This is a genomic window from Bacteroides oleiciplenus YIT 12058, from assembly GCF_000315485.1.
GTDB lineage: Bacteria > Bacteroidota > Bacteroidia > Bacteroidales > Bacteroidaceae > Bacteroides > Bacteroides oleiciplenus.
On sequence record NZ_JH992941.1, the window covers coordinates 381,427 to 399,017 of the forward strand.

Sequence of the window (17,591 nt, forward strand, 5' to 3'; positions counted from 1 at the left end):
TCCGTACATTCTCCACTTAGAAGTACCTCTGAGTGGAGAATGTACGGAGCAAGTATAGCCCGAGTAAGAATCGGGTAGAAATCAGATGATGAGAGAGGGTCTTTTTTCGAGTAGTAAGAACGAACTCTCAATGTAGCTCGTTTTATACGAAAAAAAAACTTTTATCCTTCCTGAAGGCATTTCTTGAGGCAATTATCCAAGGCTACCCCCTTTCCCCTAGATGACTACACCATATGGACGTGATAGCTACACCCTTTATAGCAAAAGGTGTAGCCTCAGATAATGGATGTTTATCACGTCGGAATACAAGTGGCATTTGTCAGTATCCAACTCTGCAACTAGCTCAACCCAGGAAAGGAGCTATAAAATGAAGTTTTGGGAGTTTTTATCTTGATATATTAAAAAAAACTATATATTTGTATCCAATTCTAAATCTAGCTGCGTATGAAACTGATTGCAGAAAGTGGTTCGACAAGAACTGAATGGGCCTTGGTTGAAGATAATCATCTGATACAACGTGTTTTTACTGAGGGCCTTAATCCTTTCTTCCAAACCCGAAGAGAGATCAGCCGAAGTGTGCGTTTAGGTTTACCCGAAACTTTTTTCAAAAGAAAACTGGAACAAGTATATTATTATGGAGCCGGTTGTACTTCCTATGAGAAAAAGAATGTATTGGGTGCCTCATTAGTAGCACAGTTTAAAACCCCAATCCAAGTAGAGAGTGATTTACTTGCGGCTGCTCGTGGCCTATTTAAATGTGAAGCTGGAATTGCCTGTATTTTAGGTACCGGATCTAATTCTTGTTTTTACAACGGAAAGATTATAGTAAAAAATGTCAGAGCAGGTGGGTACATATTAGGGGATGAGGGTAGTGGTGCTGTATTAGGTAAACATTTCCTCTCAGATGTGTTGAAAGGTTTAGCTCCCAAAGAGGTGATGGCTGACTTTTTTGAGAAATTCCGTATTAGCCCCAATGAAGTGATGGAGTCAGTATATAACCGCCCATTTCCTAATCGTTTCCTCTCCACCATTTCTTACTTCTTAGCAGATTATACGGATGATGATTATGTATATGAATTGATAACGACCAATTTACGCAACTTCTTCACTAGAAATGTGTGCCAATACGATTATATGAGTTATCCTATCCGCTTCGTTGGTTCATTGGCTTACAGCTATGCTACGGTTCTTAGAGAGGTAGCTAGTGAATTTGGCATTGAACTGGATGTTATCGAAGAAACTCCGATGAGTGGTTTAATTGACTTCCACTCACTAAATATTGAAGAACCTTAATATTTGTATATAAAGCATATCAAAAGTAGCACATTCTCTTTTGAATAGCAAATATATAAATATAAAGTTAAATAAATGCAAAGGTATGTTCTTGATATTAAATTATAATATATCTTTGCTAAGAAGAAACGAAGAAATAGCGTTTCATCACCTTTGTTAATAACGAGTTTATCTCTTAAAACAACTAACTAAAGTATAACAGTCTTTAGTGTATTTTAATTTTTGGTTAATGATCAATTTACCAAGTTCTCTTGGAACTTAGCTAGCATACAATTAAAGTAAGAGAAATAAAATATAAGTTAAACTTAAAATAAAAAAGAGCCTATGGAACAGAAACTTACCTGACAGGAGAAATAGTCTCAGCTATTTCTAACTGCTTATCCTTACTTCCTATTTCTGAGAAGACTATTTAAATTAACAATAAAATCATCAACTATTTATGAATGAAGACCGCAGAAGACGAGCATTAAAAAACAATAAGCTCCTCACCACACTAACAATTAGTGTACTGTTCCTAGATATTGGTAATGTGATAGCTGTGTAAACAGCCTCTGACTCTGCTTTGAGTGACAACTAAACTGTTGCAATTCAAAATGAAACATTGCAAAGTGAACCACTCAATAGTATGATGTAATTCTAGACTATTAACCATTATTGTTTATTAAATCTATGTTAATGAAAAAACTTTTTATTCTATCAGTAACCGGCCTAATGCTTATGAGTGGCGGTTACTTTCCTGGAATGAGTGTAAGTGCACAAAATACCACTTCGTCAAGTACACAAAATTCAAAAAGGATTACTGGAGTTGTCACTGATACTCAAGGCGAACCTATTATCGGAGCAACTGTTCTTGTGCAAGGTACGGGTATTGGTACAGCAACCGATATTGACGGAAAATTCTCTCTCGACATTCCATCCAACGGGAAAACTCTTATCGTGTCCTTTATAGGATTTGATGCACAAGAAATTCCCGTTACGAATAATACAACCTATAAAATACAATTAAGCGGCACAGACTACGCTCTTGATGAAGTAGTAGTTACTGCATTAGGAATGAAACGTGAAAAGAAAGCACTCGGTTATTCGGTGCAAGATGTAAAAGGCGATGCCCTTATTGAAAATCGTACTGCAAACATTGCTACATCTTTGAATGGTAAGATTGCCGGTATGAATATTTCTTCAACTTCTATTCCTGGTGGTTCAAACCGTATTGTCATTCGTGGTAACAACTCTATATCTGGTAATAATATGCCTTTGGTTGTGGTAGATGGAGTTCCGTTTGATAACTCACAAGGCGTTGACGACGTAAATACAAACTCTTGGGGAGCAGGATACTCGGATACCGGTGACGGATTATCCATGCTGAATCCGGACGATGTTGAATCAATTTCTGTATTGAAAGGTCCTTCGGCTACAGCTCTTTACGGTTCACGTGGCGGTAACGGCGTAATCTTGGTTACCACGAAGCAGGGACAAGGAGGAAAGACTAAGGTTTCTTACAATAGTAATCTGACTTTCGAAAATGTAATGATTCAACCGGAATTCCAGAATGAATATGGACAAGGTACCGACGGTGCTTATGTTGCCACCGCCCGTAACTCCTGGGGACCTAAAATGGGTACCGTTGTCACCGACTGGACAGGTCAGACTCGCCCTATGGAAGCTAAAAACAATGACTTCTCTGATTTCATGGATACAGGTACATCCTGGAGTAATTCTCTTGACATAACAAGTTCTGCTGGCAAGATGAACTATCGCGTAGGTATGTCAAATACGACACGTAAAGGCGTTATTCCAAATAATAAGTTGAATAAAACAAACTTCTCTGTTCGTGCGGGTGGCGAAATCATTAAAAACCTGACTCTTGATGCTAAATTGAATTATACTTACCAGAAAGGTGAAGGTCGTCCCGAGTTCTCGGCATCTGGCTTCAATCCTATATTTGCTCTCATCTATACTCCGCGTAGCATCAATCTGCATGAAATGAAAGATGTCTTTGATAAGGATGGGAAAATAATCGACTGGTATCCCAGCATGCTTACAGTGGTTAATAATCCGTATGCACTAACCTCTCTTACCGGTAATAAGGACGTTACCAATCGTATCAATGGTTTCGCATCGCTGTCTTATGAGGTTAATAGTTGGCTGAAAGCCATGATCCGCTTCGGTGGTGACACTTATGGCAAGAAAACCGAAAAATGGATACGCCATGATTTGATTTCGAGTGCAGGCTACAAAGATGGTCGTTTCTCAACCGGCCAATACAACATGGCTGAATACAATGCCGACTTCCTGGTTACAGCTCAGAAAGAAAATATCGCAAGTTCCAAGTTTTCTGGAATGCTCTCCGTTGGTGGTAACTTAATGAACCGTCAATATAATAGCTTTTATGCCACAGCCGAAGGCTTGAATATCCCCGAACTTTACACCATCCAGAACGGACAGTCCAAAACGACATCCACTTATAAATCAGAAAAGGAAGTTCAATCTCTCTACGCATTGGGACAATTGTCATGGGACAACTATCTGTTCTTTGATGTAACTGTACGCAACGATTGGTCTTCCACATTGCCGAAAGACAACCGTTCTTTCTTCTATCCCTCCTTTTCTTTAGGCTGGGTAGTAACCGACATGTTGACCAAATTTAAAGTGAATGTGCCCAGTTGGATTTCATTCGCTAAACTGCGTGCTTCCTATGCAGAAGCAGGAAATGACACCGATCCATATCAGCTATTATCTGTATTATCTACAGTTTCGAACATGGCAGGCGGACAGATGGGAGTAGCCGAACCTTCTACCAAAGCAAACGCCAACCTTAAACCGGAAATTATCAAATCAACAGAGTTCGGTGCTGACATCCGGTTCCTTGATAACCGCTTAGGATTCGACGTTACGTATTATAACAAACGTGCATATAACCAAATTATATCTATGCCGTCATCTATTACCTCAGGATATAGCGCTAAGTATATCAATGCCGGACGTGTTGACAACTGGGGATGGGAACTTCAGATGAACGCTACACCTGTTCGCACACGCGACTGGAACTGGAATCTTTGGGTTAACTTTGCCAAGAACTCTTCTGAAGTAGTAGAACTTTACGAAGGAGTAGAATCCATTACATTAGCCCGTCCTATGGGACAAAACTGCTATGTGATGGCCAAGGTAGGCGAACCTTATGGACAGATATATACGAATGGTTACAAATATGATAACAAAGGGAACCGCCTTGTGGGCGATGATGGTAAGTACATAGTAGATCCTACCCTCCGTGTTTCCGGCAATATGAATCCGGACTGGACTGCAGGTATCGGTTCGTCATTGAGATGGAAAAACTTCTCTTTCGGCTTCCTGATTGATGTACGTTATGGTGGCGATGTATATCTGCAATCCATGATGCGTCTGCAATCCAACGGTCAGACAAAAGAAACCGTTGCCGGACGTGAAGAATATTATTCAACAGGTAAAGGATTAATTTCTCAGGGTGTGAATGTGAACACAGGAGCTGCTAATACTGTAGAACTTAGTCCTACCGCTTATTGGGGACAATTCTATGGAAATATCGGAAACTACATTTACGACGCAACCAATGTACGCCTTCGCGAACTGAACTTCTCCTGGACACTGCCGGACAGATGGTTCAACAAGACAATAATCAGCGGTATTAAAGTAAGTGCTGTAGCCAACAACGTATGCTTCTTGTACAATAACCTTCCGGGATTCGATCCTGAATGTACATACTCTACCGGTAACGGACAGGGTGTTGAAACGGCAGCTTTGCCTTCTACCCGTTCATTTGGCTTCAATCTTAACGTTACATTCTAAAATAAAGGAAAGAATATGAATAAGTTATTTAAATCTATTATAAGCATTGTCGGTCTTTCAATGACCCTCATGGGCTGTGTCAGCGATTTTGATGATATGAATACCGATCCCAACAATCCTACTCCGGGTTCAGTAGACCCCAAATTCCAATTGATATTCATACAGGGGCGTGGTATTCCTTATGCTAACCAGTGGCAACAGATAGATCAGTTGATGATCAGCACTTTCTGTGAATACTCGGCTAACGATGGGCTTTCAGCTTCCGACTATAACATAGACTCGCGCTATGTGGACAATATATGGGAGTTGACCTATACTGTACTGACCAATGCCAACTCTCTGATTCGCGCCAATGAGAGTAATCCGGTTCATACCAATGTCGTTCAAATGGCACGTATCTGGAAAGCTTATGCCATGCTGCGTTTAACCAACTGTATGGGTGATGTGCCTTACTCTGAAGCTGCCAACGACATCGATCAGCCTAAGTATGATACTCAAAAAGATATCTACTATGCTATATTTGACGAATTGAAAGACGCTGTAAGCAAATTGGATGAGTCAGCCGCTAATAATGTGGGCTCTTATGATCTCATTTATGGCGGTGACGCTGCCAAATGGAAGAAGTTTGCCAACTCTATCCGGTTGCGCATGGCTGTCCGCATCTCTGATGTAGATGCCGCTAAGGCAAAAACGGAAGCTGCCGCCGCCATCTCGGCAGGTGTATTCAGCAGTGACGCTGATGCTGCTTATCTGACGCAAGGTGAAGATAAATTTGCCCAAAACCCTATTTATTATCATAAAGGTTCTTCCGTACTGCACATGTCAACAGCTTATAAGCGTCTCGTGCAAGGCATAGGCGGACTGGCATGGCCGACTGCGGCCGACCGTGAGGCTAACAAAAACATTACCGAAAATATTCTTGCCGCCAAAAATGCCCCAGCTATTGTTGACCCTCGTGCTCCTATTCATTTTGAACCTGCAGGTATCATTGAAGCTACTGCAACGGCAAGTATGAACGGCAATTGGGATGGTACAGACCCGGGACATGTAGCTTCCGGTGTAGGCGCTGCTATGGATAACGGTCAGTTTGTAAGCGATTTCTCTAAAATCGGGCCTTGGTATTATGAAACTATTGATAGAAAGTATCCTTTGCTTAAGTATAGCGAACTATGCTTCCTGAAGGCTATTGCTATTGAACTGGGACTTGTTAGCGGTGATGCAAAAACCGATTATGAAGCAGGCGTACGTTCAAGCATGACAGAGCTCGGTGTTCCGGAAAGTAATATTACAAACTATCTGGCTTCAACTTCTCCGAACTATTATGGAACCACAGCCAAGTATGACGATATTACAGGAAGTAATAATACAGCCTTGGATAAGATTCTTACCCAGAAATATATCGCTCAGTTCCAAGAATGTTCCTTTGAGACTTGGGCCGACCATCGTCAGTTCCACAAACCTACGCTCATGCCATTCGCAAGTGTAAGTTCAAGTGTATTCAACATGAATCCTTCCGACCAAGCTAATAATACGCCAAACGCTTATATCAAGCGTATATATTATCCTTCTTCAGAGTATACAGTGAATGCAACTAACGTGAAAGAAGCTGAAAGTCGCATGGGTGGAAATAACAGCATACAAAACAATGTATGGTGGGATGTTAACTAAAACCTGATCCTCATAAATGCGTAGTTGAGTCGCTCAACTACGCATTTTTTTATGTACTTATTGTGAATATCAAAACTTCATCTAACTTTGTTGCACATATAATTTCTTATTCTGAAACAACATGGAAAACATTCTTCTCGCAATCTTTGTATGGTGTTCCTCACTTTCTGACCTGGGATTCGTGACGAGTCCTTACTTTCAGGAGCAGGAAATGTCTTTTGTATATACTCCGGGAATCAAAATTCATATCAATGCCCCTTCAGAAGCAAAATTTGACAAGAACAAACCAACAAAACTTGTGCTATATGCCTTACCAAATGGCAACAGTACGGACTGGACCATAGGAAAAATGCCGGCAAAAGGTGATGATTGGCATTATCACATACAACACATAGGAGCACAAACACGGTTTATAAGAGCCATAAACCAAGAATACAACTTCGTGACCGTTTACCTGGAAGCCAATACTAAAAGCTGGGGAAGTTGGAGAAAAGCAGAACCGATGCGAGACGAGAAAATCAAGGAAACAGTAGAATACCTCCTTTCTCTTTTCTCCGAATATCACCCACATATAGAGCTAAACAGCCATAGTGGAGGAGGTAATTTTATCTTCGGTTTTATGGATGCTAATTCGGAAATCCCCAGCTATGTAAAGAAAATATCATTCATCGACAGTAATTATAATTGGGATAACGAGCGATATGGACACAAACTAAAAAAGTGGTTGGAAACTTCTCCAGACAACAGTTTATTTGTAGCTTGCTACGACGACGCCAACGCCTTGCTGGATGGAAAACCATTCGTTTCGAGAAAAGGCGGAACCTGGCACAGAACATATCTGATGCAACGATACCTGAAAAAGAACATGAAACGGCTGGTATGGAATAAGACGGAGAATGATAGCATTATTTATTTTACTGCAAACGACCGGAGAATTCAATTCTATTCCAGAAAGAATCCGGAGCGTAAAATCTACCATACAATACTGGTGGAGCGCAACGGTTATATCCAATCTATATTTTCCGGTACAAAGTATGAAGGTATAGGATATCAGTTTATGGGGAAAAAGACCTACGACTTCTATCGTCAGGACTCAATAGTGAAGCCTCATATTTTTAAGTTTCCTCCCAGGAGAAAAGAAGCCGTTACAGGAAACGAATTTGTCCGCCAAGTCATAGGCATGACAGCAGAAGAGCGTGATTCAGTAGCCTATAAAGAGATTGCAGCAGGAAATATTCCGACTTTATTCCGACAACCCACATATCTGACAGATAGTTTACAGGATTCTAAAGGAATCTGGCACGAAGTTACACTTTGCATATTACCGGATTTTCTGGCGATAGGTACAGATACGGATTTTCTTCGTATTCCTATGCTGCCGCTTACAGCCCAGAAATTGGCAAACTTATATGAAGCAACATTGCCTACACGGAAATTATCAGATTTAATTCATCACCATAGCTTGTTGAAATTGGAGCCTCATCCTATGACTCCGGATTCTACAATGACGACTATCCCTATATTTGCCCGCCATGATTCTATTATTGAATCAGCTCGTCAAATAGCTGGTGAGACTCCGGGGTTACTTATTGCCGGACATAAAAAAGATATCGTCATCACCAACCAGATGGCCGGAGAACCGGGTAGACTATTCATCTACGGTTGGCATTATCCTAACGGGCAACCGATTCAGCCATTGAGCGCAGCGCATGGCATTGGTTATGTAGATTACAGTCACGGAGTCAGGCTGATTCGTAACGAGGTCCTGGTAGACGGCCAACTATATTCATTGAAAGCCTTACTACAGGACCCCGTATTCTACAGGATGTTTAGTGACGAAGCCACTCCAATGACAATTACAAGTTATATTCCTGATTAATTTTACTTACCACTTCCAGCTTATCGTCTTTCAACAAGGAGCGTGCATTGAAGAAGTTCACCCCATCTGCACCAGCCTCAATAGACAGCTTCGCAGCCTTATATAACTCTTCGGCAGTAATATCGGGAACAAATAAGCCGGATACATATTTATTTTTGTGGTAAGTTTCGCGCAAACCGTTTTCAATACTGAACGGTATCCATTCCAGATTTTCTGAATAGAACGATTGATAATTCATCGGGCAGACAATATCTATCTTCCAGGTAGGCCAGTCCTGATAAACCGTCATACGGGCACGAGTAGGATAAGGGAATACAGCCGCTGAAACCAGTTTTCCTTTGGCATGGGTAGCTTCTACTATTTCATTTACCAAAGAAGTTACTTCATTCAAACGGAACTGTAGCCATTCCGGACTCATCCACGGTGCCTGCAAATCCAATGGAGAATAACCAAATAGCTTTTTGAATTTCTCTATTGCCACCGGATGATAACCAAAATCATACTCAGCCCGATAAGTATCTTGTTGAATCTTGAATTTATGCTGTTGCAAACGTCGCCCCAGCACAGCATCATTATAACGGATAAAATCCAAATGTACAGAGGCCAGTCCGTCTAAAGTTGCATAAGAAGCCGCCTTATTTTTCATGAACTGCCGGGCTTCCGGCACGGAAGGACTCAGCCATTTATAATGCTTCACGTAAGGGTCATATTCATGACTGTTATAGCCTATCCGGTTTACATCAAACCATTCGGGATGTGCTAATGCCACAGAATCTCCCGGAGCATTCACCGTAAACATCCAAGCATGCACCCTCGCTCCCTTATAGGATTTGGCTGCCTCAATATAATGCGACACCTCCTCCGGAGAGCCGCACATATAGTAATTTTTGATACCGGCCTCATCGAAAGGTTTCATCCAGAGAATCAGAGATTCGACCGAAGCATTCTTGTCCACATCGTCCCAGACTCCCAAAGCGATCTTTTGTTCCAAGTTTTGAACTTTCTTCTTTTTACCGGCTGATAACGGCTGAACAGCCAAACTGAAAAAGCACGCAAGTGCTACAAATAAATAAGTAAATTTCATGATGATGATTTTTTTAGGTTCTCAACAAAGATAGTATTTCTTCTATATAAATAAGGTGAATAACCTATTATTTGCAAATTATTAAATATAATGCTAAAAATAATAAAATAAGTGTTTTTGATATTAAAATAAAATCTATCTTTGTTGCAACGAATGTCCTCCTTAACAATAGTACTATTATGAAGAAACTTCCGCTATTTATTCTTTTACTATGCAGTGCCCTATTGTGTCAAGCGCAAAAAGACCGTGTCATTTTAGGTGACGAACAAACCTCCGAGTACTTTCCTCTCCTGAAGGATAAACGAATTGCGATATTTTCTAATCATACAGGAATGATAGGAGATAAACATTTATTAGATATCCTTTTGGAAAATAAACTCAATGCGGTTGCTATTTTCTCGCCGGAGCATGGTTTTCGCGGAAATGCAGATGCAGGCGAGCATGTGTCCAGCTCAGTTGACCCTAAAACCGGAGTACCTATTCTCTCCCTATACGACGGAAAGTTGGGTAAGCCCAGTGCCGCCTCCATGCGAAAGTTTGATATTCTTATAGTAGATATTCAAGACGTAGGCTTAAGATTCTATACCTATTATGCATCTATGTGCAGGCTGATGGATGCTTGCGCAGAATATAACAAGAAGGTTTTGATATTAGACCGCCCCAACCCTAACGGACATTACGTAGACGGTCCGATCCTGGACATGAAACATAAGTCAGGGGTAGGTTGGCTGCCGATTCCTATTGTACATGGCATGACTTTAGGAGAGCTCGCATTGATGGTGAATGGAGAAGGTTGGCTACCAGGTGCACGCAAGTGTGATCTGGCTGTTATCAAATGTAAGAATTATACCCACCAAACCAAGTACCGGCTACCGATTCCCCCGTCTCCCAACTTACCAGACATGAAGTCGATATATTTGTATCCGTCCACTTGTTTTTTCGAAGCAACTCCCGTCAGCCTAGGTAGAGGTACTTCACTCCCGTTCCAAGTGTATGGACATCCCAACATGACCGGATATAGTTATAGTTTCACTCCAAGGAGTATTCCCGGAGCAAAGAATCCACCTCAACTGAACAAGCTATGTCATGGAGTAAACCTGAGCAACATGAGTGATGAAGAAATCTGGAAACGGGGAGTAGATTTGAGCTATGTTATCGACGCATACCGCAATCTGAATCTGGACGATCACTTTTTCCGTTCATTTTTTGAGTTATTGGTAGGAAGAGATTATGTACGGAAAATGATTAAGGAGGGAAAAAGTGCCGATGAAATCAAAGCAATGTGGAAGGACGATGTAGAAAAATTCAAGGAACAGCGTAAACCATATCTACTTTACGATGAGAATTAAATATTGAAAAAAATCACCATTAATAATTAATCTATTTATAAACATGAGCCCGATATCCGTAATTATCACCATTGCTGCTTACTTCGTGATACTGTTCACCATATCTTACATCGCCGGCAGGAAAGCCGACAATGCTGGTTTCTTTGTCGGCAACCGTAAATCAGCCTGGTATGTTGTAGCATTTGCCATGATTGGTTCCAGTATCTCCGGAGTGACATATGTATCCGTACCGGGTATGGTAGCTGCCAGTAATTTCGGTTATCTGCAAATGGTGTTAGGATTCGTTGCTGGACAATTAATTATTGCTTTCGTACTGACACCGCTATTTTACCGGATGAATCTAGTGTCCATCTACGAATATCTGGAAGACCGTTTCGGCATATCTTCTTACCGTACAGGAGCATGGTTCTTCTTCATCTCTAAGATGCTGGGTGCCGCAGTACGCCTGTTCCTTGTGTGTTTGACACTACAACTGTTGGTATTCGAGCCATTCGGATTGCCTTTCATATTGAATGTAGCGATTACAGTAGCATTAGTATGGCTCTATACTTTCCGGGGTGGAGTAAAATCCCTGATTTGGACAGATTCTTTGAAAACATTCTGCTTGGTGGTATCAGTAGTACTTTGTATCTGCTATATCGCTTCCGATCTGAACCTATCATTCAGCAACATGATCAGCACTATCGCAGACAGTGATATGTCGCGCATCTTCTTCTTTGATGATGTAAACAGCAAACAGTATTTTTTCAAACAATTCTTTGCCGGAGCATTCACCATGATTGCTATGACGGGACTCGACCAGGACATGATGCAACGTAACCTCAGCTGTAAGAACTTCAAGGACTCACAGAAAAATATGATTACGAGTGTTATCTCCCAATTCTTCGTAATCCTGTTGTTCCTAATGCTGGGTGTATTACTTTACATCTTCGCAAGCAATCAGGGCATTCAGGTAGAAAAGAGCGATGAACTCTTCCCACTTATAGCTACCGGTGATTATTTTCCGGCTATCGTAGGTATCCTGTTCATCGTCGGATTGATATCTTCCGCTTATTCCGCAGCCGGATCAGCATTGACAGCCTTGACAACCTCATTCACCGTGGATATTCTCGGTACAAAGGGTAAAACGGAAGAGGAAATCGTAAAAGTGCGTAAACGCGTGCACGTTGGTATGGCAGTAATTATGGGTATCACAATATTTGTGTTCAATCTATTGAATAACACAAGCGTAATCGATGCCGTATATATCCTTGCGAGCTACACCTACGGTCCTATACTCGGTTTGTTTGCATTCGGTATCTTCATGAAACAGCAAGTTCGCGACAAATATATTCCACTGGTGGCAATCCTCTCTCCTGTTTTTTGCTTCATTCTGCAAAAGAATTCGGAAACCTGGTTCAATGGCTATCAGTTCAGTTACGAGCTGTTGATATTCAACGCCCTGTTCACATTCATCGGACTCTGCTTGTTGATTAAAAAAGATAAGTAGTAATAATTAACTTAATACATCATCATGAATGTAAGACTTCATTTTTTGTTCACTTTGCTCACCGCCTCCCTCATCCCCCTGATGGGAGGCGCGCAAGGGCTTCCGACGGATGTCCGCCAGGAAATTGGTAGATTTCTGGATGCCGCCGCACGGAAAGAAGTTTCCGTAGGGCGCATCCGGATCGACTCTGTTGCTGTTGAGGGGAATACCCTTCAACTATTTGCTAACATGAACTGCGCTTATATTCCTTTTCGGGAAGATAACGTGACAGAGATTTATCAGGGTGTGAAAGCACTGCTTCCAGCAGAATATTCCAAGTACAACCTGCAAATCTGTACGAACAAACGTAGCATTGAAGAGTTAATTCCCCAGGCGCTACGCAGTAAAAAGGACAAAAAAGCCAAAACATTCAATCCTGCCGGAACAAAGCCTTTAGTGACGGTTCTTTCTGCACCTTATGCCCCCACTAATGGACTAAGGAACCGTCACATCGCTTTGTGGCAGAGCCACGGCTTCTATTATGAACCGAAACTAACACGCTGGGAATGGCAACGTGCCCGCATCTTCCAAACAGTAGAGGACTTGTATACACAAAGCTATGTGCTTCCTTTCCTGGTTCCTATGCTGGAAAATGCTGGTGCCAATGTGTTGATGCCCCGCGAACGGGATAGCCAGACGATTGAAATAATTGTGGATAACGACGGTTGCCTCAACAGCCGTTCCGTGTATACGGAAAAGATAGGTGATAAGAACTGGATACAAGGTGCGGGTGAAGGTTTCGCACACTTGCGTAATCAATATATTGATTTCGAGAACCCATTCCGTGAAGGAACTTTCCGTGCTATTGAAACAATCAAAGGAAAAAAAGAAAAGGAAAGTACTGCAGAATGGATACCAGAATTTCCGGCAATCGGACAGTATGCTGTATACGTTTCTTATAAGTCATTACCCAACAGTACAGACGATGCACTTTACACCGTCTATCATAAAGGCGGTGTATCCCAATTCAAGGTTAACCAGCAAATGGGTGGCGGTACCTGGATTTATCTGGGAACATTCGGTTTCGATGCCGGAAAGAATGATGCTTGCAAAGTTGTTTTAAGCAACCGTTCCAATAAGGCCGACCGCATTGTTACTGCTGATGCTGTAAAAGTTGGTGGTGGTATGGGAAACATTGCCCGCCGCATATCTGACGAGGGTGCTACAGAAAATATAAAGAGTTCGGATGCCAATACAGCCATAGTACATAAAGAAATGCCAAAAGTGGATTATCCATATGAGGTAAGCGGTTATCCCCGCTTCTGCGAGGCAGCGCGCTACTGGTTACAATGGGCAGGAATTCCCGACAGCATTTATTCTGACAGTCACGGCAAGAATGACTATACCGATGATTACAAAAGCCGCGGTATCTGGGTGAATTACCTGGCTGGAGGTTCTTCCGCCAATCCTACGGAACAAGGACTGAACATCCCGGTAGATATGGCTTTCGCTTTCCACTCCGATGCAGGAACTACACTGAATGACTCCATCATTGGAACGTTAGGTATCTACTATACCAACGCCTACAATGAAGAATATGCCAACGGAGCATCCCGCTACCTTGGCCACGATATGACAGATTTGATTCAGTCAAACATCGTGCGCGATATCCGCACTCTATATGAACCGAACTGGACGCGCCGTGGTATGTGGAACCAATCATACTACGAGGCACGTGTTCCCCGCGTACCAACCATGTTGCTCGAATTGCTTTCTCATCAAAACTTCGCAGACATGCGTTACGGGCTGGATCCCCGCTTCCGCTTCACGGTGAGTCGCGCCATCTATAAAGGTATGCTACAATTCATCTGCTCACAATACCATATGGACTATATCGTTCAACCCCTGCCCGTAGATAACATGGCACTACGCATGGTAGGTAAAAATGAAATAGAACTGACTTGGCAACCTGTTGCCGATCCGTTAGAGTCAACTGCAAATGCTGAGAAATATATCGTCTACACCCGCATCGGAGACAGTGATTTTGATAATGGCATACTGGTGGATAAGAACACTTACCGCACTGCTCTCCCTGCCGGAATGGTATGTAGCTATAAAGTGACTGCCGTCAATAAAGGTGGCGAAAGCTTCCCATCGGAAATCCTTTCAGCCGGACGTGCATTCAACGAGAAAGGCACTGTATTGGTAGTGAATGGCTTCGACCGTATCAGCGCTCCGGCTGACTTCACTGCCGCCGCACCGGCTGATACTTTGCTTGCAGGTTTTCTGGACGACTTAGATCACGGAGTGCCTTATCTCAAAGATATCAGCTACATCGGTAAGATGAAAGAATACCGCCGCTCCATTCCTTGGATGGATGATGACGCTTCCGGTTTCGGCGACAGCTACGGTAATTATGAAGACAAAGTAATCGCAGGAAATACATTCGATTATCCTGCTGTTCATGGAGCCGCCATTTTGAAAGCCGGATATTCTTTCATATCTTGCAGCGATGAAAGCGTGGAGAACAAAACGATGAATCTGAACGACTACAAATACATAGACCTGATACTCGGTAAAGAATGCCAGACCAAGATGGGACGTGGTGGAGTGAAACCTTTGGAGTTCAAGACATTCAGTCAACCAATGCAGGAAGCCATCGCTGCTTATTGCGAACAAGGCGGAAATATCTTCGTTTCGGGAGCTTATGTCGGTACCGATCTTTGGGATAACCGCCTCGCTCCGGTCCAAGAGGCCGACAAAAAATTTACAACCGAAGTCCTGAAATATAAATGGCGCGTGGGACAGGCAGCTACAGAGGGTAAGGTGAAATGTGTAGCTTCTCCGTTCCCCGCCCTTTCAGGCAACTATACATACCACAACGAACTAAATGCCAAAAGTTACGTGGTAGAGTCGCCAGATGCTATCGAGCCAGCCACCAAAGATGCGTACACCGTAATGCGTTATTCTGAGAATAACCTAAGTGCCGGAGTAGCCTACGAAGGTAGCTATAAGACCTGTGTACTGGGTTTCCCATTCGAAGCTCTGCGCACAGCTTCTGAAAGAGAAGCATTGATGAATGCCATCCTGACATTCTTCAATGATGAAACGAACTTAGCAAACCAATAATACACTAAAATCAATCATCATCTATGAAGCGAAGACTTTTAATAATGTTCCTGTCGTTGTGCTTGCTACCGTTTATGGTACAGGCACAACACGGTACATTCCGTTTTGCACAAATAACAGACATCCATTTCAGCCCCAACAACTCTAATCCGACAGAAGACTTACTGCGCTCCGTAGCGCAGATTAATGCAACAGATAGTATAGACTTCGTTCTGGTAACAGGCGACATCGCCGAAGAAGGTGACCGAGCCACCATGTTGAGAGTAAAAGAAACACTGGATTTACTGAAAACCAGATATTACATCATCCTCGGCAATCACGAAACGAAATGGAGCGATTCCGGTTGCACTGCTTTCGAAGAAATTTTTGGTGGCGAACGTTTCGAATTTGAGTACAAAGGTATCCTGTTCCTCGGTTTCAACTCCGGCCCGCTGATGCGCATGGCTAACGGACATGTAGTTCCGCAGGATATCCGCTGGATGACGGAAGAGATGGAAAAGTTCGGGAAAGACAAACCTGTAATACTGGTCACTCACTATCCGTTGATAGACGGGGATGTGGACAACTGGTACGAAGTGACTGACGCAGTGCGCCCCTACAACATTCGTTTGTTTATCGGCGGACACTATCACCGTAATCGCGATTTACGTTACGATGGCATTCCGGGTATCTTGATGCGCAGCAACCTGCGTGATAAAGACGGGAAGCCGGGATATGGCATCTACGACATCACCCAAGACTCTATCCTCGTTTACACACAACGCATCGGCGAACCCAAACAACAATGGGCTTCTTTCTCCCTGACCAAGCAATACTACGACCGCAATGGAAAAGCAGAGAAGTACCCTGACTTCTCAGTAAACAAAGAATACGCTAATGCAAAAGAACAGTGGATAGTACAAACCGGTGCAGGTATTTATTGCTCGCCTGCGGTAGAGAAAGATAAGGTATTTGTAGGAGACGATATGGGCTATCTAACTTGCTACGCTTTGAAGAATGGAAAGAAACTGTGGAACTTCCAATCCGGCAAACGCATTGTAGGCACCCCGGCAGTGGCAGACGGCATAGTTGTATTCGGTTCTGCCGACCGTAATATTTACGGTTTGAACAGTAAAGACGGCAGCCTGCTATGGACCGTAAGAGCCGAAGAGCCTGTATTAGGTGCAGTGGCCATTGAGAACAGTATAGCTTATATCGGCGCCAGCGACCATACTTTCCGTGCTATTGACATACACACAGGTAAAGTGATATGGGCATACACCGGTGTGAAAGGATACATTGAAACAAAACCGTTGATAACGGCGGATAAGGTCATCTTCGGAGCATGGGACAATACTCTCTATGCACTGAACAAGGCAGACGGCAAGGAATTATGGAAATGGACAGGCGGATTAACTCGCATGCACTTCTCTCCTGCTGCCGTATGGCCCGTAGCCGCAAACGGCAAAGTATTCATCACCGACCCGCAGCGTGCAATGACAGCTATCAACATAGAAAACGGAGAAACAGTATGGCGCACATTCCAGTCTATAGTACGCGAAACTATCGGTTTATCGGAAGATGGTGAACAAGTATACAGCAAAACAATGAACGACAGCATTGTCTGTTACGCAACGCAAGGCAATCAACCCCGCGAATTGTGGGCAAGCAATGTTGGTTTCGGTTACGAACATGCTCCGTCCATGCAAGTGGAAAAAGACGGTGTAATGTTTGGCAGTACTAAAGAGGGACTAATATTCGCTCTAGAACCCAAGACTGGTAAAGTATTGTGGAAACATAAGATAGGCAACTCGCTTATCAGTACTGTGGTGCCACTGAATGCCCGGCAGGTATTGTTCACTGCCACCAGTGGGGAAGTGGGACTTATTAAAATTAAAAATTAAAAAATAATACTGA

General features: G+C 42.7%; 9 protein-coding genes. 8 read left to right on the plus strand and 1 reads right to left on the minus strand.

From position 1 onward, the window contains the following. The first annotated feature begins 444 nt into the window (after positions 1-444). From HMPREF9447_RS09710 to HMPREF9447_RS09725, 4 genes are all read left to right on the plus strand, one after another. The gene (locus tag HMPREF9447_RS09710) at positions 445-1,293 is read left to right on the plus strand and encodes a hypothetical protein (RefSeq protein ID WP_009129542.1); all 849 of its coding nucleotides are present in this window, start codon (positions 445-447) and stop codon (positions 1,291-1,293) included. A 675-nt stretch (positions 1,294-1,968) separates the two neighbouring features. Then, positions 1,969-5,118, plus strand: coding sequence for a SusC/RagA family TonB-linked outer membrane protein (locus HMPREF9447_RS09715; RefSeq protein ID WP_044137967.1), 3,150 nt, complete (start codon positions 1,969-1,971; stop codon positions 5,116-5,118). 15 nt (positions 5,119-5,133) lie between these two features. Then, positions 5,134-6,786, plus strand: a complete 1,653-nt coding sequence (locus tag HMPREF9447_RS09720) for a SusD/RagB family nutrient-binding outer membrane lipoprotein (RefSeq protein WP_009129545.1) — start codon at positions 5,134-5,136, stop codon at positions 6,784-6,786. A gap of 121 nt (positions 6,787-6,907) precedes the next feature. Next, entirely contained in the window at positions 6,908-8,665 is a 1,758-nt protein-coding gene (locus HMPREF9447_RS09725) for a hypothetical protein (protein WP_009129546.1), read from the plus strand. On the opposite strand, the gene HMPREF9447_RS09730 is transcribed toward HMPREF9447_RS09725, so the two are convergent. After that, positions 8,643-9,749, minus strand: a complete 1,107-nt coding sequence (locus tag HMPREF9447_RS09730; RefSeq protein WP_009129547.1) for a family 10 glycosylhydrolase — start codon at positions 9,747-9,749, stop codon at positions 8,643-8,645. The two genes, HMPREF9447_RS09725 and HMPREF9447_RS09730, sit on opposite strands and share 23 nt — an antisense overlap. 179 nt (positions 9,750-9,928) lie before the next feature. Here HMPREF9447_RS09730 and HMPREF9447_RS09735 point away from each other — a divergent pair, with 179 nt between their 5' ends. The 4 genes from HMPREF9447_RS09735 to HMPREF9447_RS09750 are packed head-to-tail and all read left to right on the plus strand — an operon-like array spanning position 9,929 to position 17,578. Continuing rightward, positions 9,929-11,098 carry an exo-beta-N-acetylmuramidase NamZ family protein gene (locus HMPREF9447_RS09735; RefSeq protein ID WP_044137969.1) on the plus strand — a complete coding sequence of 390 codons (1,170 nt, stop codon included), beginning with the start codon at positions 9,929-9,931 and terminating at the stop codon, positions 11,096-11,098. A gap of 43 nt (positions 11,099-11,141) precedes the next feature. Then, positions 11,142-12,587 (plus strand): sodium:solute symporter, encoded by a 1,446-nt coding sequence (locus HMPREF9447_RS09740; protein ID WP_009129549.1) that lies wholly within the window; start codon positions 11,142-11,144, stop codon positions 12,585-12,587. 24 nt (positions 12,588-12,611) lie between these two features. Next, entirely contained in the window at positions 12,612-15,695 is a 3,084-nt protein-coding gene (locus HMPREF9447_RS09745) for a golvesin C-terminal-like domain-containing protein (protein ID WP_009129550.1), read from the plus strand. 23 nt (positions 15,696-15,718) lie between these two features. Beyond that, entirely contained in the window at positions 15,719-17,578 is a 1,860-nt protein-coding gene (locus HMPREF9447_RS09750; protein WP_009129551.1) for an outer membrane protein assembly factor BamB family protein, read from the plus strand. Positions 17,579-17,591 lie beyond the last annotated feature (13 nt).